Annotated in this window: 25 protein-coding genes; 14 read left to right on the top strand and 11 right to left on the bottom strand. The window is 70.1% G+C overall.

Features of this window, described 5'->3' with window-relative positions:
• Positions 1 to 9: 9 nt before the first annotated feature.
• The gene (locus ITJ54_RS03245; protein WP_194625848.1) at positions 10 to 444 is read left to right on the top strand and encodes a flagellar hook assembly protein FlgD; all 435 of its coding nucleotides are present in this window, start codon (positions 10 to 12) and stop codon (positions 442 to 444) included.
• A gap of 52 nt (positions 445 to 496) precedes the next feature.
• Complete coding sequence (locus ITJ54_RS03240; RefSeq protein WP_194625847.1) at positions 497 to 1,672, top strand: flagellar hook protein FlgE; 1,176 nt, start codon at positions 497 to 499, stop codon at positions 1,670 to 1,672.
• 142 nt (positions 1,673 to 1,814) lie between these two features.
• Here ITJ54_RS03240 and ITJ54_RS03235 read toward each other — a convergent pair whose 3' ends face one another.
• Positions 1,815 to 2,204, bottom strand: coding sequence for a hypothetical protein (locus tag ITJ54_RS03235; RefSeq protein WP_194625846.1), 390 nt, complete (start codon positions 2,202 to 2,204; stop codon positions 1,815 to 1,817).
• A gap of 219 nt (positions 2,205 to 2,423) precedes the next feature.
• On the opposite strand from ITJ54_RS03235, the gene ITJ54_RS03230 reads away from it, so the two are divergent.
• Positions 2,424 to 3,332, top strand: a complete 909-nt coding sequence (locus ITJ54_RS03230) for a S66 peptidase family protein (RefSeq protein WP_194625845.1) — start codon at positions 2,424 to 2,426, stop codon at positions 3,330 to 3,332.
• Between the two features lie 76 nt (positions 3,333 to 3,408).
• On the opposite strand, the gene ITJ54_RS03225 is transcribed toward ITJ54_RS03230, so the two are convergent.
• Positions 3,409 to 3,645: a hypothetical protein gene (locus ITJ54_RS03225; protein ID WP_228508171.1), complete on the bottom strand. Its 237-nt coding sequence runs from the start codon at positions 3,643 to 3,645 to the stop codon at positions 3,409 to 3,411.
• Positions 3,646 to 3,742: 97 nt separating this feature from the next.
• Between ITJ54_RS03225 and ITJ54_RS03220 the strand changes: the two genes are divergently transcribed.
• Positions 3,743 to 4,357, top strand: coding sequence for a GNAT family N-acetyltransferase (locus tag ITJ54_RS03220; protein ID WP_194625843.1), 615 nt, complete (start codon positions 3,743 to 3,745; stop codon positions 4,355 to 4,357).
• A gap of 15 nt (positions 4,358 to 4,372) precedes the next feature.
• Here ITJ54_RS03220 and ITJ54_RS03215 read toward each other — a convergent pair whose 3' ends face one another.
• The 3 genes from ITJ54_RS03215 to ITJ54_RS03205 are packed head-to-tail and all read right to left on the bottom strand — an operon-like array spanning position 4,373 to position 5,768.
• Positions 4,373 to 4,972 (bottom strand): nucleotidyltransferase domain-containing protein, encoded by a 600-nt coding sequence (locus tag ITJ54_RS03215; RefSeq protein WP_194625842.1) that lies wholly within the window; start codon positions 4,970 to 4,972, stop codon positions 4,373 to 4,375.
• 32 nt (positions 4,973 to 5,004) lie between these two features.
• The gene (locus ITJ54_RS03210; protein WP_194625841.1) at positions 5,005 to 5,490 is read right to left on the bottom strand and encodes a GNAT family N-acetyltransferase; all 486 of its coding nucleotides are present in this window, start codon (positions 5,488 to 5,490) and stop codon (positions 5,005 to 5,007) included.
• Complete coding sequence (locus ITJ54_RS03205) at positions 5,487 to 5,768, bottom strand: GNAT family N-acetyltransferase (RefSeq protein ID WP_323741579.1); 282 nt, start codon at positions 5,766 to 5,768, stop codon at positions 5,487 to 5,489. The genes ITJ54_RS03210 and ITJ54_RS03205 overlap by 4 nt, the downstream gene beginning before the upstream one ends.
• 99 nt (positions 5,769 to 5,867) lie before the next feature.
• Here ITJ54_RS03205 and lepB point away from each other — a divergent pair, with 99 nt between their 5' ends.
• Entirely contained in the window at positions 5,868 to 6,569 is a 702-nt protein-coding gene (gene lepB / locus ITJ54_RS03200) for a signal peptidase I (RefSeq protein ID WP_194625840.1), read from the top strand.
• Positions 6,570 to 6,697: 128 nt separating this feature from the next.
• Here lepB and ITJ54_RS03195 read toward each other — a convergent pair whose 3' ends face one another.
• Positions 6,698 to 7,351 (bottom strand): FMN-dependent NADH-azoreductase, encoded by a 654-nt coding sequence (locus ITJ54_RS03195; RefSeq protein ID WP_194625839.1) that lies wholly within the window; start codon positions 7,349 to 7,351, stop codon positions 6,698 to 6,700.
• A gap of 127 nt (positions 7,352 to 7,478) precedes the next feature.
• On the opposite strand from ITJ54_RS03195, the gene ITJ54_RS03190 reads away from it, so the two are divergent.
• Complete coding sequence (locus ITJ54_RS03190) at positions 7,479 to 7,904, top strand: helix-turn-helix domain-containing protein (protein ID WP_323741578.1); 426 nt, start codon at positions 7,479 to 7,481, stop codon at positions 7,902 to 7,904.
• An 8-nt stretch (positions 7,905 to 7,912) separates the two neighbouring features.
• Here ITJ54_RS03190 and ITJ54_RS03185 read toward each other — a convergent pair whose 3' ends face one another.
• Positions 7,913 to 8,491 (bottom strand): TetR/AcrR family transcriptional regulator C-terminal domain-containing protein, encoded by a 579-nt coding sequence (locus tag ITJ54_RS03185; RefSeq protein WP_194625838.1) that lies wholly within the window; start codon positions 8,489 to 8,491, stop codon positions 7,913 to 7,915.
• Between the two features lie 67 nt (positions 8,492 to 8,558).
• On the opposite strand from ITJ54_RS03185, the gene ITJ54_RS03180 reads away from it, so the two are divergent.
• Positions 8,559 to 9,845: an FAD-dependent monooxygenase gene (locus ITJ54_RS03180; protein ID WP_194625837.1), complete on the top strand. Its 1,287-nt coding sequence runs from the start codon at positions 8,559 to 8,561 to the stop codon at positions 9,843 to 9,845.
• A gap of 2 nt (positions 9,846 to 9,847) precedes the next feature.
• Here the strand turns inward: ITJ54_RS03180 and ITJ54_RS03175 are convergent, their stop codons facing one another.
• On the bottom strand, positions 9,848 to 11,065 hold the full coding sequence (locus tag ITJ54_RS03175) for an FAD-dependent monooxygenase (protein ID WP_194625836.1): 1,218 nt from the start codon (positions 11,063 to 11,065) through the stop codon (positions 9,848 to 9,850).
• Positions 11,066 to 11,135: 70 nt separating this feature from the next.
• Between ITJ54_RS03175 and ITJ54_RS03170 the strand changes: the two genes are divergently transcribed.
• Positions 11,136 to 11,666 (top strand): MarR family winged helix-turn-helix transcriptional regulator, encoded by a 531-nt coding sequence (locus ITJ54_RS03170; RefSeq protein ID WP_194625835.1) that lies wholly within the window; start codon positions 11,136 to 11,138, stop codon positions 11,664 to 11,666.
• Positions 11,667 to 11,673: 7 nt separating this feature from the next.
• On the opposite strand, the gene ITJ54_RS03165 is transcribed toward ITJ54_RS03170, so the two are convergent.
• The gene (locus ITJ54_RS03165) at positions 11,674 to 12,036 is read right to left on the bottom strand and encodes a MoaF-related domain-containing protein (RefSeq protein ID WP_194625834.1); all 363 of its coding nucleotides are present in this window, start codon (positions 12,034 to 12,036) and stop codon (positions 11,674 to 11,676) included.
• A 2-nt stretch (positions 12,037 to 12,038) separates the two neighbouring features.
• A complete protein-coding gene (locus tag ITJ54_RS03160) occupies positions 12,039 to 12,986 on the bottom strand; it encodes a quinone oxidoreductase family protein (RefSeq protein WP_194625833.1) in 948 nt (315 codons plus the stop codon).
• 104 nt (positions 12,987 to 13,090) lie between these two features.
• Between ITJ54_RS03160 and ITJ54_RS03155 the strand changes: the two genes are divergently transcribed.
• From ITJ54_RS03155 to ITJ54_RS03130, 6 genes are all read left to right on the top strand, one after another.
• Entirely contained in the window at positions 13,091 to 13,924 is an 834-nt protein-coding gene (locus tag ITJ54_RS03155; protein ID WP_194625832.1) for a helix-turn-helix domain-containing protein, read from the top strand.
• Positions 13,925 to 14,071: 147 nt separating this feature from the next.
• The gene (locus tag ITJ54_RS03150) at positions 14,072 to 14,836 is read left to right on the top strand and encodes a carboxymuconolactone decarboxylase family protein (RefSeq protein ID WP_194625831.1); all 765 of its coding nucleotides are present in this window, start codon (positions 14,072 to 14,074) and stop codon (positions 14,834 to 14,836) included.
• 116 nt (positions 14,837 to 14,952) lie between these two features.
• Positions 14,953 to 15,360: a cupin domain-containing protein gene (locus tag ITJ54_RS03145; RefSeq protein ID WP_194625830.1), complete on the top strand. Its 408-nt coding sequence runs from the start codon at positions 14,953 to 14,955 to the stop codon at positions 15,358 to 15,360.
• A gap of 41 nt (positions 15,361 to 15,401) precedes the next feature.
• Positions 15,402 to 15,788: a DUF2255 family protein gene (locus ITJ54_RS03140; RefSeq protein WP_194625829.1), complete on the top strand. Its 387-nt coding sequence runs from the start codon at positions 15,402 to 15,404 to the stop codon at positions 15,786 to 15,788.
• 9 nt (positions 15,789 to 15,797) lie between these two features.
• On the top strand, positions 15,798 to 16,757 hold the full coding sequence (locus tag ITJ54_RS03135) for a helix-turn-helix transcriptional regulator (protein WP_194625828.1): 960 nt from the start codon (positions 15,798 to 15,800) through the stop codon (positions 16,755 to 16,757).
• Positions 16,754 to 17,743 carry an aldo/keto reductase gene (locus tag ITJ54_RS03130; RefSeq protein WP_194625827.1) on the top strand — a complete coding sequence of 330 codons (990 nt, stop codon included), beginning with the start codon at positions 16,754 to 16,756 and terminating at the stop codon, positions 17,741 to 17,743. The genes ITJ54_RS03135 and ITJ54_RS03130 overlap by 4 nt, the downstream gene beginning before the upstream one ends.
• 58 nt (positions 17,744 to 17,801) lie before the next feature.
• On the opposite strand, the gene ITJ54_RS03125 is transcribed toward ITJ54_RS03130, so the two are convergent.
• Entirely contained in the window at positions 17,802 to 19,172 is a 1,371-nt protein-coding gene (locus ITJ54_RS03125) for an MFS transporter (RefSeq protein WP_323741577.1), read from the bottom strand.
• Positions 19,173 to 19,213 lie beyond the last annotated feature (41 nt).

Genomic DNA, 19,213 nt, shown 5'->3' with positions numbered 1-19,213 from the left:
ACAGACACCATGCCGATCGACGGGATCACCGGGAGTGTGGACCAGGCCGCGCAGGCCGCCGCACTCGCTGCGAACAGCAGCTCGAAGACGTCCCAGACGATGGACTCCGAGGTCTTCATGAAGCTGCTCGTCACGCAGCTGCGGAACCAGGACCCGTCGTCGCCGATGGACACCAACCAGATGATCAGCCAGCAGACGCAGCTCGCGATGATGGAACAGGTCACCAACCAGACCACCACGGGGAACGAGAACTTCTCGTTGCAGATGCGGATCGCCGCGGCGAACCTCGTGGGCAAGCAGGTCAGCTACACGGACGCCGTGTCAGGGGCCTCGATCACCGGGACCGCTTCGGCGGTCTCGTACGCACAGAGCGTCCCGACCGTGACCGTGAACGGGAAGGAGGTCGATCTCGACGTGATCTCCGGTATCAAGACCGCCTCCTGATCCACCTCCCCCTGCTCTCCACTCTTCTTCCTCGCCCTGAAAGGGACACACCATGCTCCGCTCGCTCTACTCCGGGATCTCCGGCCTCCGCTCGCACCAGGAGATGCTCGACGTCACGGGCAACAACATCGCCAACGTGAACACCGTCGGCTTCAAGGCCTCGTCGACCGTCTTCCAGGACACCCTGTCGCAGATGACCCAGGGTGCCGGGGGACCGCAGACCGGCATCGGCGGCACGAACCCCGCCCAGATCGGCCTCGGCGTGCAGGTCGCCGGCGTCTCCACGAACTTCGCGCAGGGCTCGGCGCAGGCCACCGGCAAGGCGACCGACCTGATGATCTCCGGCGACGGCTTCTTCGTCACCCGCCTCGGCAACGAGACCGTCTACAGCCGTGCCGGCGCCTTCGACTTCGACGCGACCGGTCGTCTGGTCAGCTCCGACGGCAAGATCGTCCAGGGCTACCCGGCCACCAACGGCGTCGTCAACGACGGTGGCGGCCTGACCGACATCACGCTCCCGATCGAGGCGGCGGCCCCCGCCACGGCCACCAGCTCGGCGACCGTCACGGGCAACCTGCCCTCCGACACCGCCGTCGGCCAGACGCTGAACCGCGACGCCACCGTCTACGACCAGTACGGCACCAAGCACACGATGTCGCTCGCGTACCAGCGCACGACCACGGGCTGGACCGTCACGGCCAGCAACGGCCAGGGGACCTCGAAGACCGCCGACATGACCTTCAAGGCCGACGGCTCCATCGCCTCCGGCGGCACCATCGCGGTCGGCGGCATCACCGTCGACATGACGCAGCTCTCCGGCTTCGCGTCGCTCAACACCGCGTCGATCTCGTCGCAGAACGGCCACGAGGCCGGGTCGCTCAAGGGCTACTCGATCTCGAAGGACGGCACCGTCGTCGGCAGCTTCTCGAACGGCTCGTCGCTCGCCATCGGCCGCATCGCCCTCGCGACCTTCGCGAACCCGGCCGGCCTCGAGAAGACCGGCGCGTCCGGCTACCGCACCACCGCGAACTCGGGGGAGGCGAGGGTCGGCACCCCCGGTTCCGCGGGCATCGGGTCGCTCGCGTCCGGCACGCTCGAGATGTCGAACGTCGACCTGTCGCAGGAGTTCACGAACCTGATCGTCGCGCAGCGCGGCTTCCAGGCGAACGCCCGCATCATCACCACCTCGGACGAGGTGCTGCAGGAGCTGACGAACCTGAAGCGCTAGTCGTCGGGTCCTGGTCGCGACCAGATGACGGACGGGAGGCTCGGTGCCAGCTGGCACCGAGCCTCCCGTCCGTCACGCCGTGCGTCGACCAGGCGGTGCGGCGGTGGCGGACACGCCCCGTCGTCAGTCGCGGTCTGGTCTTTCACCAGACTCCACCGGCGCGGAGGAACCCCCAGCCCATGGCGACCTGCGCCCCGACCATGAGCGCGAGGTAGACGCTGGCGGCGAGGACGAACCCCTTCCGCTGCCTCGCCGGCAGGTCCTCGGGGCGGTGCCTGCCGGTCGTGACGTACGGGGGCAGCAGCACCAGCGGCACCACAGCCAGGATGACGACCGGCAGGTCCCATCCGCGACTCAATCGGGAGTGCTCGACGGTCGTGGACAGGGGCACCGTCACCACGACGAGCACTGCCATGAGGGCGGTGGCGACGATGCTGACCAGGTTCGCGAGTCGCACGCCCTGCAGCGTGCGACGCGACACGGCCGTCTCGTCGCCCGTCGGCGTCGGGTCAGCCCGCTCCGGCTCAGTCATGGGCGGGCTCCTCTCTCGTCTCCACCAGCTGTCCGACGCCGCGGGGCAGGCTCCTGGTCGCCGGAAGACCACCGAGCTCGCGCTCCGCGTCGTCCGTGTCGTCCGTGTCGCTGACGCTCCGGAGCCGACGGTCCTCACCGATCAAGCCTAGCGAGCGCTGCGGAAGCGGGCCCGGATGCAACGGTGGCGGTGGCGGTGGCGGCGGATAGGGTCCGAGACATGGAAGCAACGATGCTGCGGCCACGCTCCTTGACCGCCGGTGACACAGTCGCGATCGTCTCGCCTGCGTCGTGGCCGGAGCAGTCCGTGCCGGACTGGATCGCGCGGCAGGTCGAGGCATGGGGTCTCCGTGCGGTCATCGCGCCACACACGCTCGACCGTCGCGGGTACCTCGCCGGCAGCGACGTCGACCGCGCGGCGGATCTCAACGACGCGATCCGGGATCCGGAGATCCGTGCGGTGATCGCCTCCGTCGGAGGGTGCGGCAGTTTCCGCATCGTTCCGGACGTCGACGTCGATGCACTCCGCGCCGACCCGAAGCTGCTCGTCGGGTACAGCGACATCACGGCCCTCCACCAGGTCTGGAACGCCGCGGGCGTCCCGACGCTGCACGGTGCGATCGCCGGTGCCCACGCTGATCACGTCCGGCGGTTGCTCACGGAGGACGCGGACACGGTCGTCGACGCCGATCGCGGAGCCCTCTCGGCCGGATTGACGAGGACGGGGACCGCCGAGGGACCGCTCCTCGGCGGGAACCTCGAGATGCTGGCGCGGTCGGTCGGGGTGGTGGACCTCGACCTGGCAGGCGGGATCCTGCTGCTCGAGATCAACCGGGCGGCGGGGTTGGGGATGGTCGATCGGGCGCTGACGCAGCTCCGGTACTCCGGAGCGCTCGACGGTGTCGCGGGTGTGGCGCTCGGCAGCATCGATCAGTTCGTCGGCTACGAGGACCGCGGCTGGAGCATCGTCGACACCCTCCGCGACCACTTCGATGCGCTCGGCGTCCCGGTGCTCGGTGGGCTTCCCTTGGGTCACGTCGAGGACCTGGTCACCGTGCCGCTCGGGACGGCCGCGGTACTGGACGTCGACCACGGTCGCCTGACCGTGGGATCGCCGTCCGGAGGCTGACCGACGAGTGCCACGAGGCTGGGTCGTGCTCAGCCCTCTCTCCTGGATGGTGGAGGCGCCGTTGAGGCGCCGGTCATCACGCTGCGGTTCGACGCCGTCGCCGAGCGCGCACGAAGAGCGCGATGCCCACCACGTCGAGCACGATGAGAAGGGCGATGGACGCATGCGCGACCAACCAGAGCGCCACGGAGCGCGGCAGCAACTGGGACGGGTCGAACTCGCCTGTCGCCTCCGATCGATCCACTGCCCGTTCGTCGGCGATCGTGTACAAGCCGAAGAAGCTCACGAGAGTCAGGTTGAAGAGTCCTGCCACTACCCAGACCATTGCGACAGCCATCCGAGGCTGGGTGTGCGCATCGGCTGCCTGAGGGCGCGAGGACGACACGCCTTCCGTCCACGAGACTGGTCACATGCATGTTCTCCCCGATGTCGTCATCAAGGTCGAGGACGCGGCGGATCTGACCGGCTTCACCGCGTCCGACGCCACCGCGCTGGCAACTGCGGTGGAGGACAGCGAGATCAGGCGATGGCTCCCGCTTCCGGATCCGTATCCGTATCCGGTCGCACTCGCGGAGGAGTGGAGCACGAACGTGACTGAGTCGATTCGCACCAGCGGTGCCGGGCTCGTGAGGTGCATTCGGGTCGACGGCGCCCTGGCTGGGTGCATCGACGTCAAACGGATCAACTGGCGAGCTCGGACTGCTGAGATCGGGTACTGGCTCAAGCTCTCCTACCGTGGCTGCGGGCACGCGTCAGCAGCCGTCGACGCTCGGGCGAAGTGGCTCCTGGTCGAGCGGTCGTTCGAGCGCGTCGAACTCCGAATCGCCACTGGGAACCGCGCATCGGCGGCAGTGGCCGTGCGAGCGGGCTTCACCTTCGAGGGCGTGGCGCGGAACGCCGGGTTCATCCATGCCGGTCGTGTCGACTTGGAGATCTGGTCGCGCATCGCCGGCGACTCAGGATGTGGTCCCGGGGCAGGACCGGCCAGCAGACGGGAGCGGCCGGCGGAACCGCTGCGTCGGTGACCGTCTGCCGCGACGTCACCGGAACGCGTTGGCCCAGGGCGATCCAGGATGTGCCCGCGCGATCGCTTCGTGGAGCCACTGACGCGCCTCGTCATCCAGCAACGGCGTCACCGCTGCTCGGTCCGATTCGTCCTTCGCCGACGGGTGCGCTGACTTCCAGAGCAGTTGCACCTCGGGCGCCACGACCCGCAACCCGTCGACGTCGAGGACTGCCGCGGACCACGCACGCTGGATCGTCGGGTCGCGGCGGTAGAGCCACGTGTCGCTGTCGCCGGTCTCTCGGTTGACCTGGAGGCACCAGAGCCCGGATCGCTCGTCGCGACACCAGACGTTGTCCACCGGCTCCGTGTCGACGGCTTCGTCGATCGGCGCGAGCTGCCCTGACTGCGCGGCGAAGAGCTGCATCCACCGGGGGAGCGTCGCGGCGAAGGCGGGGAAGTCGGCATCGACGATGCTGACGTCGATGTCGCCATGCGCGCGTGAGCTGTACCCGAGGACGATGTCGATGCCGAACCCGCCGGAGAGCCACGCAGGGCTGCCCGCGATGACCTCCCGCACGTGCGTCACGGACAGCGGTGCCCATCGGTCCACGGACGGGTCGTGGCGTCGGCGCATCCCGTCACGGTAAGTGCCTGCCCGGCGATCGCCTACAGGGCCGAGAGTTCGCGTCGGTAGAACACGTGGGTCTGGTTGCGCTGGATCTCGGTGAGTCCGTTCTTCTCCAGGACACGTTGCGAGGCGATGTTCTCGAGGTCCGTGTCCGCAAGTGCGATCCGCGCGCCGCGCTCCGTGGCGTGCCGCAGCCCCAGGTGCACGGCCTCGCTCGCGAGTCCCGCTCCTCGGACTGCGGGGACCAGGCCGTAGCCGAACTCGACGGTGCCCGTGTCGTCCGGCGGACCGAAGAACCCGAAGCCGCCGACGGCGAGACCATCTGAGCGACGCCGCACGAGGTACATGGTGAAGTCCTGATCCGAAGCGGTCTCAGCAGCGAGTGAGCGGAGGGGGTCCAGTTCGTCGACGAACGGGTACTCGGGGTGCCAGTCGTCGCCGGGACGCTCGTCACGCGCGACGATGCGATGGGCCAGCGCTGGTGAGATCGCCTCGAGCGCGACTCGGTCACCGAAGAGTGTCATGCTCCCCAGGGTCCCAGGCCCAGCTCGCGTTCGTAGAGGCTGGAAGCGAGTTGCCGTCCGCCGCCGAACGCGGTCACCGTCACGTCACGAACGTGCCGGAACCCCTGCTGTTCGTAGAAGCGTCGCAGGCTGGGGTTGTCCGTTGCACAGTCGAGCCGCACGAAGGCCGCTCGGCGCTCGGCAGCTCTCGCCTCCACCCACGCCAGCAGTCGTTGCCCGAGGCGGCTGCCGGCGCTGCTCAGAGCGCTGCGGGCGGTTCGCGGACGTGCCCGGTCCACCGACGGTTCTCGCAGACTGTGCCGTCACCATGCGCGCTCCGTCGATTCAGGCGACGAATCCACACCTTCGACTCGGTGAGCGCATCTAGTGTGCGTCCCATGGGTGAGTCGACGGGAACACGACAGTCGAACAGCACGCTCCGGTTCCTGCGGGACCTGCTGATCATCGTGCTCGCAGCGCTCCTGGTCTCCTTCCTCGTCAAGACCTTCCTCATCCGCTCCTTCTGGATCCCGTCCGGGTCGATGGAGAACACGCTCCAGATCGATGACCACGTCATCGTCAACGAACGCGCGACGATCCACCGCGGCGACGTCGTCGTGTTCAGCGACCCGGGGGGCTGGCTCGATTCGGCCGGATCGTCAGAAGGCCGATCTCTCCGGCCGCGCTCCTTCGTGTCCGACGCTCTCAGCATGGTTGGTCTCGGCTCGGACAGCGGCAACCACCTCGTGAAGCGTGTGATCGGACTGCCCGGCGACCACGTGCAGTGTTGCAACGCGCTCGGGCAGATGGAGGTCAACGGAGTCCCGCTCAGCGAGCCCTACGTCCGCAAGCAGGCGGGAGAGGCGGCCTCCGGTACGTCCTTCGACGTGACGGTGCCTCCAGGGGAACTGTGGGTGATGGGGGACAACCGGTACGAGTCCGCTGACTCCCGCGCACACCAGGGCCTCCCCTCGAAGGGGTTCGTCCCGGAGCAGGACGTCGTCGGTCGCGCTGTGGCCATCTCCTGGCCGGTGCAGCGATGGGCAGGAGTGGACGACTACCCGTCCGTGTTCGCGGGCACCGATCCAGACCGGCACTGACACAGTTCTGTCTGGTCGCGCCGACGACAGGTGCACCCATCGTGGGCGGGACGGACTGGAGGCTCGGTGCCAGCTGGATCCGAGCCTCCCGTCCGGCGTCCACGAGCTGGACGCGCGCAGCCGCCTGTTCAGGCGGCCTTCGGCAGGGCCGCCAACGTGCGGCCGTGCCGGGCCGCCTCCTCCTCGGCACGGACCCGCAACTCGTCGGCCAGCTCCGTGAACTGGTCGAGGGCGGGGTTCACCCCGACGAGCGTGAACTCGCGCGTCACCACGTCGAGGTCGAGCTGCCAGACGTCCTCGAGGATGCGCCGCATCCAGGCCGTGGCGTGGTCCCAGCCCTCCCGGGGCGTGCCGGCGGAGTAGTTGCCGCCCTGCACCGTGACCAGGACGGCGGGCTTGCCCACGGTGACCGGGACCGCGCCGGGTGCCATGCGCGGATCGGTCAGCACCAGGTCGACGTAGGACTTGAAGTGCTGCGAGACGCCGAAGTTGTAGAGCGGCACGGCGAACAGCAGTGCGTCGGCTCCGGCGAGCTCGTCGGTCAGCTGCCTCGCGAGGGTGACCGCGGCGACCTGGGCCGGCGTGCGCTCGGCCTCGGGCGTCATGGACGCGCCGACGGCGTTCGCCCAGGCATCGGCGGGCAGGGGCTCAGCGCCGACGTGACGGCGGGTCACGGTGGAGCCCGCGTGCACGGCGCTCCACTCGGCCTCGACGATGTCGCCGAGGGCTCGGCTGGTGGAGCCGTCGGTGCGGATGCTGGCGTCCAGACGGAACAGGGTCATGACAGTCCTTCGATCGTGCCCGGGTCGGCGACCCCGGCTACAGTTACGATCAGTAACCCTGCCCGCCGGGCTCGCGTTACCGCAAACGACCCCCTGTTACCCGGCGGTAACGACGGGAGGGAACTCGATGGAGCAGACGGCGCTGAAGTCGTTGCAGGCCAGGCTCGACGAGACCATGCCCACGATGGCTGAGCTGTGCACGAGCGAGGACCCGGAGCTCTTCCGGTCGCTGCTGTCGCGCATGGGCGACAAGTGGACGCTCCTGGTGATCGGCGTGCTCGGCGACGATCGGCGGCGGTTCACCGAGCTCTCCGAGGTGATCCCGGGCATCTCCCGACGGATGCTGACCGTGACCCTGCGCGCGCTCGAGCGCGACGGGCTCGTGTCGCGGACCGTGCACGCCCAGGTGCCACCCCGGGTCGAGTACGAGCTCACCGATCTCGGGCGGTCACTGCAGCACGTGGCGCTCGCCCTCGCCGACTGGGTGCAGGAGCACCAGCAGACGATCGCCGTCAACCGGCAGTCGTTCGACGGCGACGCAGCGGAGGGGTGACGGGGCAGTCAAGTCGCGCTGGCAGCTTCGAGGCCGGTGAGTAGCATCAGCAGGCCCGCCTCGAAGGCCTGGTCGTGTGTGGGGACGGTGAGCTGTCCGGCTGCTGCTGGAGCCGCTGGTTCGTCTGCGTCCGGATCGGCCTGCTGCTCGAGGGCGCTGCCGACGGTGAACCGGCTCGCCGCGAGCATCCCCGCGATCGCGTTCTGCTGGGCGACACCGGCGTCGACCAGGAACGCGAACTTCTGCAGGAGCCGTTCCCGGGAAGCGCCGTCAGGGACGGACCCGGCGTGGAGGCGCGCTCCGTCGCGATGCGCCAGGAGGGCGCTGCGGAAGCTCCGGTAGTTCTCGAGGAACCATGACCTCCAGTCGTCGCCCGGCTGCGGCAACGGGAGCGCATCCTGCCGCTCGAGCACGGCCGCGGCCATCGCCGCCAACAGCTCCTGCTTGTTCTTGAAGTGCCAGTACAGGGACGGTTGCTCCACGCCGAGCCGCCGCGCCACCGCCCGGGTGCTCACCCCGTCGAGACCGACTTCGTCGAGCAACGCCAGTGCTTCCTGGACTGCGACAGCCCGATCGATCTTCGCCATGCTTGACAGACTATCGCTGATAGGCGCACACTCCCACTATCACTGATAGGGAAGCGGGAGACGCACCATGGTCACGAAGCAGAAGAAGTCGCTGAAGGTGCTCGTCGCCGGCGGGGGAGTCGCCGGTCCTGCGCTGGCCTTCTGGCTGGCGCGAGCTGGTCATCGGGTCACGGTGGCGGAGCGGTACCCGGCGCTGCGGGCCACGGGGGCGCAGGTCGACCTGCGCGGGCAGGGCATCGAGGCGATCACGGCGATGGGCCTGTTGGACGAGGTCCGGGCGCACCTCGTCGCCGAGCCCGGTGTCGCGTTCGTGAACGGATCGGGACGACGGCTCGGCGCGATCATGGCCAACACCTCCGGTCAGGGGAAGCAGACGCTCACCTCGGAGTTCGAGATCATGCGCGGTGACCTCGTGCGCATCCTCCACGACGCCACGAAGGAGGACGTCGAGTACCGCTTCGGGCTGACCGTCGAGGGGTTCGACCAGACGCAGGACGAGGTCGTCGCGCACTTCTCCGACGGCTCGGACGAGACGTTCGACCTGCTCGTCGGCGCAGACGGTCAGGGATCCCGGATCCGCCGCGACATCCTGCCCGAGGGGACGGACGTGTACTGGCGGACCGGGCTGCACATGGCCTACTGGTTCGTGCCTCGTGTCGCTTCCGACACTGACGTGCGGGAGACCTACGCGGCTCCAGGCGGACGGCAGATCATGCGGCGCAGCCACAACGCGACCGAGACGCAGGCGTACTTCATCCTCCGCGACTCGTCGGACGAGGCCTCCGCGGTCCACCGTGCTCCGATCGAGGACCAGCAGCGGTTCTGGGCCGACCGGTTCCGGGACGCCGGGTGGCAGACGCAGCGGTTCGTCGACGGCATGGCGGAAGCGCCGTTCTTCTACTCGCAGGAGGTCCTGCAGGTCCGCACCGACACCTGGTCGAACGGCCGCGTCGTCCTGCTCGGAGACGCAGCGCACTGCGCGTCGCCCTACAGCGGCATGGGCATCTCCGGCGGGCTGGTCGGTGCGTACGTCCTCGCGGGGGAGCTCACCGCAACGCCGGACGACCTGGAAGGCGCCCTCGCCCGGTACGACTCGACGCTCCGCCCGTTCGTCGACGAGATCCAGGCCGCGGTGAAGCCCCGCCTGCTGGCCTTCGGGTTCCCGCGACCGAGGATCGCTGTCGCTGCGCTCCAGGCGGCGTTCGCCGTCGCCTGCGCCCTCCGCATCCCCGAACGCATCGCGGCACGAGCCACGACGGATCGAGGGGGTGCGTGGGCGCTTCCCCGCTACGAGCAGGGACGGGCTGACACATCGACGGGTCGCGCCCGGCCGGCGACCACCAGGACGGCTTGACGTCAGCGGTCGGAGCCCTGCCGGGTGAGATGTGCGTAGTCAGGGAGATCGATCGCATCAGCCGGCGGCGAGAACAGCTTCCCCCCGATCGCGCTGAAGGCCCGGCTCGCTCCGACCTTCGCGGCCGTGTTGAGCGCAGCGATCCCGATGCGGGTCCGGGGGTTGGCGATCCGAGGGGCGCCCGGCGGGAGCTTCTGGGCCTGCGTGACGTAGGGCCGCATGATGCGCTCATAGCCCCGGAAGGCGTCTCGGTGGTCGACGTGCGCGGCGAGCTCGCCGGCGAGGACGTAGGCGCCGACGAGCGCGAGACTGGTGCCCATGCCGCTGATCGGTGAAGCGCACCAGGCTGCGTCGCCGAGGAGTGCCACCCGGCCGGACGTCCAGGTCGGCGCCTGCACCTGGCCGATGTGTTCGAAGTAGAGGTCCCTCTCCTGTTCGAGCCCGTCGAGGATGCGTCGTGCCTCCCAACCGGCGTCGATGAACGTCTCGCGCAGCAGGCGCTTCTGCTCGTCGGCTGTGAGGCCGTCGTGGGCGCCGGGTCCCGCGAGGAACGACATCGTGGCTCGGATCGTGCCCTTGGTGTCCGGACGGAGGGTCATCGTGCGTCCGCCGGGGGCGTTGAACCAGCGAGCCCAGTCGCTGTCCGCAGGGGTCCGCGGGATCGTCAGGTACGAGGTGTTGAGACCCAGCGGTCGGATGGTCGGAGCGGTACCGAACACGAGTCGCCGCGTCCGCGAGTTCATGCCGTCCGCGACCACGACGAGGTCGAAGCTGCGGTCGTCTCCATGATCGAACGACACCCGGACGTGGTCGTGCTGGTCGTCGATCGCGGTGATGCTGTCGCCGAAGACGTACTCGACGCCGTCGCCCGCGGCATCGACGAGGAGGCGGGCGAGGTCGCCACGCAGGATCTCCAGCTCGGCCGTCGCCCCGGTGGTGTCGGAGGTGCCGGCCGGGAACCGCGCGACGGTGCTGCCGTCCGAACGGACGAACTCGGTGCCGAGCTCTCCGGTGGTGGCATCACGGATGGCGTCCTCGACACCCATGCGGCGTGCCACGGTGCGGCCGGCGCCGCGGACGTCGATGTTCTGCCCACCGGTGCGGAGTTCCGGGGCGCGCTCGACGATGGTGACTTGCCACCCGGAGGAGACGAGCCAGGAGGCCAGGGCTGGTCCAGCGATGCTGGCCCCGGAGATCAGAGCGGTCTTCGTGCGGGGCATGGTGGTCCTCAGCTGCTGGTTCTGTTGATAATCAATCCGATTGGCAACTCTGAGTATTACCATGGGGGGCATGGACGTCAAGCCGGAACCGGTCCCGACCCCGCCCACTCCTGCGGACCGAGCAGCACGGACTGCTGCTCGCCGCGACGGCAGCGACGCTGCAAGCGGTGACCTCCGGTCGAAGGTGCAGCAGATCTCCATCCGCCAGGAGCGGTTCGAGCAGTACCTCGCAACCGAACTCGGTGTCGACCGGACCGGTCTGGAAGCGATGGACCACCTGATGACCACGGGGCCGACAACCCCGACGGAGCTCGCGCGGCGGCTCGGTGTCTCGACGGCCGCGATGACGTTGGTCCTGAACCGGCTGGAGGCCGCCGGGCACCTCCGGCGCGAGCCGCACCCGTCCGACCGGCGCAAGCTCGTCGTCACTGCGTCCGACGAGACGTCAGAACGTGCGTACGGTCACGTCGCGCCGCTGATCGATGGCGTCGAGTCGCTGATCGACTCGTTGGGGGAGGCAGATCGCCAGGTCGTCGAGGACTTCGTCCGAGGACTCCTCGTGGCCTACGACCGGGCGACTCCCGGAGGATCGTCCCGCTGAGCCGCGCTCAGCGGACGCGGGTCCAGCTGCCGGCCAGTTGGATGAACTCGCCGCCGACGACGGAGCTGGCCATGCAGGTGCCGTTGTCGTAGTCCTCGATGTGCGTGACGTGGTCGCCGGCGTCGGCCTCCGTCCAGCGCACGACGTACAGCCCGTCGCGGACCTTCATGGTGGTGTAGGGCATCGTCTCGGTGCGCCCGGCGATCGCACCGCCGGTGACGTGGAACGTGACCTGGGTCTCGGTGTCGAACGTGATCTCGACGGTGAAGTGGCCGAGGGGCGTGTCGGGGCCGAGGTCGGCGAGCCAGGTCTGTCCGACTGCGGGGTGGGTTGCTGTGGTGTCCATCGGGTGCTCCTTCGTGGTGGTCATGGTCAGAACTCGAGGACGAGGCGGCCGCGGAAGCCGCCGTGCTCGAGACGGTCGTGGGCGGTCGCTGCCTGTTCTGCGGGGAGGGTGCCCGCCACGGTCGCGGTGAGGTCGCCGCGCTCCACGGCCCGTGCCAACCGCTCGATGGCGTCGTGCCGCAGGTTGGAGCGCATGACGTACGACCCGAAGACGCGGATGCCGCGGCCCGGGTCGATGTCAGTGGGCAGGTAGAAGGCGACCTGCCCACCGTCGCGGACCGCGCCGATGACCCGGTCGGTCAGGATCGCCGGGTCTGCGAGCGCGTCGGCGCCGACACCGTCCGTCGCAGCGAGGACCCCGGCCACGAAGTCGTCCTCGCGGTCCAGGACGACCGTGGCACCGAGCGCGCGGACGCGGTCGGACTCCTCAGCGCGGGCGTCCGCGATGACGGTGATGCCGCGCTGTGCGGCGAGTTCGACGAGGTACCCGCCGACGGCGCCGGTCGCTCCCGTGACGGCGAGCGTCTGTCCGGGGTCGAGTGCGAGGTGTTCCAGCGTGATCTCGGCCGTGAGCGCGTTCGAGAGGAACGCTGCCCCCTCGGCGTAGCTGCCGTTCGCGGGCATCCGGGTGACGGACAGTGCCGGGAGCACGATCTGCTCCGAGTAGCCGCCGTGGCTGCCGTCCGGCACGACGAACCCGGAGACGGCGTCCCCGATGGCGAGGTCGAACCCGTCGGGCTGGTCGGTGCCGACCTCGTCGATCGTGCCGGCGACGTCCGTGCCGGGAACGACGGGCTCGGTGACCGCGCGGTCGTTGCCGGCGAAGCCCCCCGCACGGATGATGGCGTCCACCGGGTTGACGGCGGCGGCGCGGACGCGCACGCGGACTTCTCCGGGCCCGGCGTGCCGCTCCGGCACGTCCAGGGGCCGCAGCACGGAAGCTGCTCCGAACTCGGTCAGACCGATGACCTTCATGGTGTCTCCTCACGACGCACGTTGATGGTGACGACTCTGACAGCGCGGCTCGCGTTCGTGCAGGGCAGAGTTCTCTGCCCCCTTCCGGATGGCAGGATCACCAGATGGCCATGGACGTGCGAGCTCGTGAACTCGGTGACTTCCTCCGTGCCCGTCGTGCGGAACTCGACCCGGAGTCGTTCGGGGTGCCCACGGCGGGACGAGCACGACGTGTGCCGGGCCTGCGCCGCGGCGAGGTCGCGGAGGCCGCAGCGATCAGCGTCGAGTACTACACCCGCATCGAGCAAGGACGGATGTCCGCGTCCGCGCCGGTGCTCGCCGACCTGGCGCGGGTGCTGCGGCTCGGCGACGAGGACCGGGCGTACCTGTTCGAACTCGCCGGGAAGCCCGAGATCGAGCCACCCCGACCCCGACGACAGGTCGTCCAGGCCCCGCTGCAACGCGCGCTCGACGACCTCGCGACGACGCCGGCGTTCGTCCTCGGACGACGCACCGACGTCATCGGCTGGAACCGGCTCGGAGCGGCGCTCATCACCGACTTCGGCGCCATCCCGGAACAGGACCGGACGTTCATCAGGCTCCTGTTCGCGGATCCCGCGATGCGGAGTCTGTACGCGGACTGGCCGGGCGTCGTCGAACTCGCGATCGCACAGCTCCGCCGGGACAGCGCCCGGTACCCGGACGACCCCGAACTGACCCGCATCGTGAGCGAACTGTCGGCGCAGTTCCCCGAGTTCGCCGACATCTGGACGGCGCACGAGGTCGCGGGCCGCGGTACCGGCAGCAAGACCCTGTACCATCCGGTGGTCGGCGAGCTGACCCTGGACTGGGAGATCCTCGCCTCCGCGATGGACCCGGACCAGCAGATCGTGCTCTGGACGGCGGCACCCGGCTCCGAGTCCGCGACACGGCTCCGTCGTCTCGCTGCCGCCCTCTGACTCCTCGCGACATCGACCTGGCCCACCACGGAACGGCGGTCCCGACAGCGGTTCCCTGACAGGGTGTCCCAGGTCAGGACTCCCACTCCTAGCGTCGAACGGGTGCAGTCGGACCACCGCTGCGCTCGCACGACGACAGGAGCCCCGATGACCATCCACGACGACGCGCAGCAGGAACTCGCGACGCTGTTCCCGGACGCGACCACCTCGCTCGCCGAGACCGACCCGGAGTTCTGGGCGTACCACGCCGACTTCGCGCTCGGCGAGGTGCTCGCGGAGAGTGCCCTGAGCCGTGCCGACCGCCTCACCTACCAGCTCGCAGCGACGATCGCCGTCGGCGCGCACGCTCCGTTCCGCAGCCTGCTCAGAGCAGCGCTCGAGCACGGCGTCACCCCGGTCCAGGTGAAGGAGGTCGCCTACCAGGCCGTCGCCTACGTCGGGGTCGCCCGCGTCGTCGACTTCATCGCGATCACCAACGAGGTCCTCACGGAACGCGGTGTCGCGCTGCCCCTGCCCGGACAGTCGACCACCACACCGGCGGACCGCATGGACCTGGGTATCGCGGTGCAGCGCCAGATCGTCGGGACGGAGACCGTCGACGCCATGTACGACGACGCTCCAGCGGACGCACTCCGGTTCCAGCGGTTCCTGTCCGCCAACTGCTTCGGCGACCACTACACGCGCACCGGGTTCGACCTGCAGCACCGCGAGCTGATCACGTTCGCGCTGCTCGTCGCGCTCGGCGGCGCCGACACCCAGGTCAAGGGGCACGTCGCCGCGAACCGCAACGTCGGCACCACCCGCGCCCAGCTCCTCGACGTGCTCACGGTCCTCCTGCCCCTGGTCGGCTACCCGCGCACGCTCAACGGGCTGGCGCAGGTGAACGCCGCCGCACCCGCGGGAGACGACTGAAGGAGCGGGGAGGGCTTCCCCGTCAGGGCATCCCTCAGCGCTTGCCCCGCTCGTAGCGTGGACGACGCCGCGCCAGCCACCCGCGCCGCGCGAACACCGACCCCGAAGGGACCACCATGTCGCAGGAGATCCTGCCGAAGACACCGACCGTCAAGAACCCGCCGGAGCAGTTCGCCGGCGACGTCTGGGTCGACCCGATCGCCACCCCGCAGAACGACGACCAGCGCGCCACGCTCGCCCTCGTCAAGTTCGCTCCCGGTGCTCGCACCGCGTGGCACTCGCACGCCCGCGGCCAGTTCCTGCGCGTCACGCAGGGCGTCGCGCACTTCGGGACCCGCGACGGGACGGTGATCACCGCACACCCCGGTGACACGGTCCACGTCTCGCCCGGCGAGGAGCACTTCCACGCGTCCGCCGAGGACACCTTCATGGAGCACCTCGCGATGCTCGAGAACGCCGACGACCCCTCGACCACGACCACCTGGCTCGAGCACGTCTCCGACGAGGACCTCGCCGGGCACTGACGAACGGCACCCGCGCCGGCAACCCCACGAACAGGAGCACCATGTCCACCTGGACCCCCGACACCATCGCCGCGATCGCAGCCAGCGACGACCTCCACGTCAGCCCCTTCCGCGCGGACGGCACGACGTACGGCACGCCGACCTGGATCTGGTCGGTCGTCGTCGACGGCGACCTCTACGTCCGCGCGTACAACGGGCGACGCTCCCGCTGGTACCGCTCCGCCATCGAGCAGGGCGCCGGCAGGATCACGGTCGCCGGAGCCGACCACGAGGTGACGTTCGAGGCGATCGGGCCCGACCTGAACAGCCGCATCGACGCCGCCTACGAGACGAAGTACGCGGGCAGCCAGTACCTGCCGCCGATGCTGCAGGACGGCCCGACCTCGGCGACCGTCCGGATCACTCCGCGCCCCGACGTGCTCTCGTAGGGTCACCTCATGAGCACGAACCGCGACGACGTCAAGGACTTCCTCGTCAGCCGCCGTGCCCGGGTCCGCCCGGAGCAGGTCGGCCTGCCGACGGGACCGAACCGCCGGGTCGCCGGGCTCCGTCGTGGTGAGGTCGCGATGCTCGCCGACGTCAGCGTCGAGTACTACGCCCGACTCGAGCGCGGCAGCCTCGCCGGGGCCTCCGACAGCGTGCTGCACGCCGTGGCCGGTGCGCTGCTCCTCGACGACGCCGAGCGGGACCACCTCTTCGACCTCGCCCGCGCCGCGAACGTCTCTCCGGTCCGAGCAGGACGACGGTCGACCACGCCGAAGACGCTGCGCCTCGGCCTGCAGCTCACCCTCGACGCCTTCACCGGCGGTCCGGCGTTCATCCGGAACGACCACCTGGACCTCCTCGGGGCGAACACCCTCGGGCGGGCCCTCTACGCCGACCTCTACCGCACGGCCGAGCGCCCGAACCTCGCCCGCGCCGCGTTCCTCGACCGCGACTGGGCGGACGCGTTCTACCCGGACTGGGACCTCGCCGCCGACCAGAGCGTCGCGATCCTCCGCACCGCCGCCGGGCACGACCCCCACGACAAGGACCTGCAGGACCTGGTCGGTGAGCTGTCGACGCGCAGTCCGGAGTTCCGGGCGAAGTGGGGCACGCACGACGTCCGTCGGCACGCCACGGGGGAGAAGCACTTCGTCCACCCCATGGTCGGTGCGCTCGACCTGTTCTTCGAGGGCACCCGGTTGATGAGCGACCCGAGTCTGAGCTTCCTGCTCTACACCGCCGAACCCGGCTCGCCGACCGCCGACGCGCTCCGACTGCTCGGCTCGGTCGACGCCACCGACCGCCGCGACGCGCTCGACGCCACCGACCACCGCGACGCGCGCGACACCACCGATCCCCGCGACGCGCTCGACGCCACCGCAGCACCCCGACCGAGAGAAGGACACGCATGAAGACCAGGACCCTCGGAACCGACCTCGACGTGGCCGAGGTCGGACTCGGCTGCATGACGATGACCGGTGGCTACGGCGGCAGTCCCGACCGTTCCGCGATGGTCGACCTGCTCCGCAGTGCCGTCGACCAGGGCGTCACCCTCTTCGACACCGCCGAGACCTACGGACCGCATCGCAACGAGGAACTCGTCGGCGAAGCACTCGCCCCCGTCCGTGACCGCGTGACGATCGCGACGAAGTTCGCGAACGCCATCGACCCCGACACCCACGAACCGCTCGGCCGCCTGCTCCGACCCGACGAGGTCCGCGCAGCCGCCGAGGGGTCCCTCCGGCGCCTCGGGACGGACCACATCGACCTCTACTACCAGCACCGCGTGAACCCCGACCACCCGATCGAGGAGTTCGCCGGCGTCGTCCGGGACCTCATCACCGAGGGCAAGGTGCTCCGCTACGGCATGTCCGAGGCCGCCGAGGCGACCATCCGCCGCGCGCACGCCGTGCAGCCGGTGACCGCGATCCAGAGCGAGTACTCGCTCTGGTGGCGTCGCCCGGAAGACGGGGTCCTCGACGCCTGCGCCGAACTCGGCATCGGCTTCGTGCCGTTCAGCCCGCTCGGCAAGGGGTTCCTCACCGGCACCATCGACGCATCGGCGACGTTCGGCGAGGACGACCTGCGCGCCAGCATCCCGCGGTTCGAGGGCGATGCGCTCACCTCGAACGTGGCACTCGTCGACGGCGTGAAGGCGATCGCCAGCGGACTCGGCGCGACGCCGGGACAGGTCGCGCTGGCGTGGCTCCTGGCCCGGCAGCCGTGGATCGTCCCGATCCCCGGCACGACGAAGCCGCACCGGCTCACCGAGAACATCGGTGCTGCGGACGTCGACCTGTCCGACGCCGACGTCGACCGCCTGACGGCGCTCTCCGACTCCGTCGAGATCGTGGGCGGACGCTACCCGGACTTCCTCGAAGAGCAGACCAACCGCTGATCGCGACCGCATGACGGCCTGGAGGCTCGGTGCCAGCTGGTACCGAGCCTCCAGTCCGTCACCTGGTCCGGATCCGGGTGGCCGCCACCGCGGCCACGAGGATGACGGTCCCGGCGACGACGCAGCTGAGCTGCGTTCCTGCGACGAAGTGCGCCCGGTCCGCGAGGAACGCCCCGAACACGGCGATCGCGACGGCGCCACCGACCTGCCGGAACGTGTTGAACACCGCACTGGCGGTCCCGGCGCGATCAGCGGGGACCGCGGCGAGCACGACGGAGGTCGCCGGCGGCATGGCCACGGCACCACCGGCGCCGGTCAGGACCGTGCAGACGGCGACGCCGAGGACCGAGTCGGACGGAGCGAGCACGGTCATCACCGCCAGGCCGAGCACCATCGAGGCGAGCCCGGCGACGACCGGGACCCGCGCACCGAACCGGTTCGCGAGCGTGCCGCTGACGACGTTGCCGACGATGCTGAAGGCCGCGGAGGGCAGGAACACCAGCCCGGCGGCCAGGGGCGACAGCCCGAGGTGCTGCTGCAGGTAGAGGCTCAGGACGAACACGCTGCCGAAGTTGCCCACCATGAACGCGAAGCCGACGCCGAGCGCGATCCGCATCCCGCTCGAGCGGAACAGGTCGAGCGGCATCATCGGGGAGCGTCCGCGGGCCTGGACGAGCAGGAACCCGACGAGTGCCGCCGCCGCGACGACGAGCGCGCTCACGACGTACCAGGCGCCGAAGCCGTCCGCGCCGCCCTCGATGAGGCCGAAGACGAGTCCCACGAGCGTGACGAGCGCCAGCACCTGACCGACGGGGTCGAACCGGCTGGGGCGTCGCTGCGACGGGGCCACCCGGGCGAGCAGCACGAGCATGACGACGCAGACCGGCAGGTTGATCGCGAACACGAGCCGCCAGTCGAGCGTCGTGAGTGCGCCGCCGAGGACCGGCCCGACGGCCCCGGCGACCGCACCGCCGACCGCCCAGAGGCCGAGCGCGTGGGCGCGCTCACGTGCGTCGGGGAAGGCCTCGCGGACGAGGGCCATCGACGCCGGGAGCATGACCGCGGCCGTCGCTCCCTGGACCGCGCGGGCGGCGATCAGTGCGCCGAGCGTCGGAGCGAGGGCGCAGGCGACGGACGCGAGCAGGAAGCCGGCGATGCCCCAGCCGATGGCCCGCTTCGCGCCGATGCGGTCCGACAGGTTGCCGGCGAACAGCAGCAGCGACGCGAACAGCAGCGTGTACGCGTCGATGACCCACTGCAGCCCGGAGGTGCTGCCGCCGAGCTCTCGGCCGATCGTGGTCAGGGCGACGTTGACGATCAGGATGTCGAGGGTGATGAGGAAGAAGCCGAGGGCGGCGAGCAGGAGCGTCAGCCGCGCGACGTTCCGGGTCGGCGGTGCCTGGGGGTCGGTCGTCGTCGGGGCTGCCACCGTCTGATCGTCGCGTGTGGACCGGGTCCGGGGGAGGCCCT

The sequence above is a fragment of the Curtobacterium sp. VKM Ac-2865 genome (genome assembly GCF_015350905.1).
In the GTDB taxonomy this organism is placed as follows: domain Bacteria; phylum Actinomycetota; class Actinomycetes; order Actinomycetales; family Microbacteriaceae; genus Curtobacterium.
The sequence above is the reverse complement of the archived record's forward strand: the minus strand, read 5'-3'. Positions and strand labels throughout refer to the sequence as shown.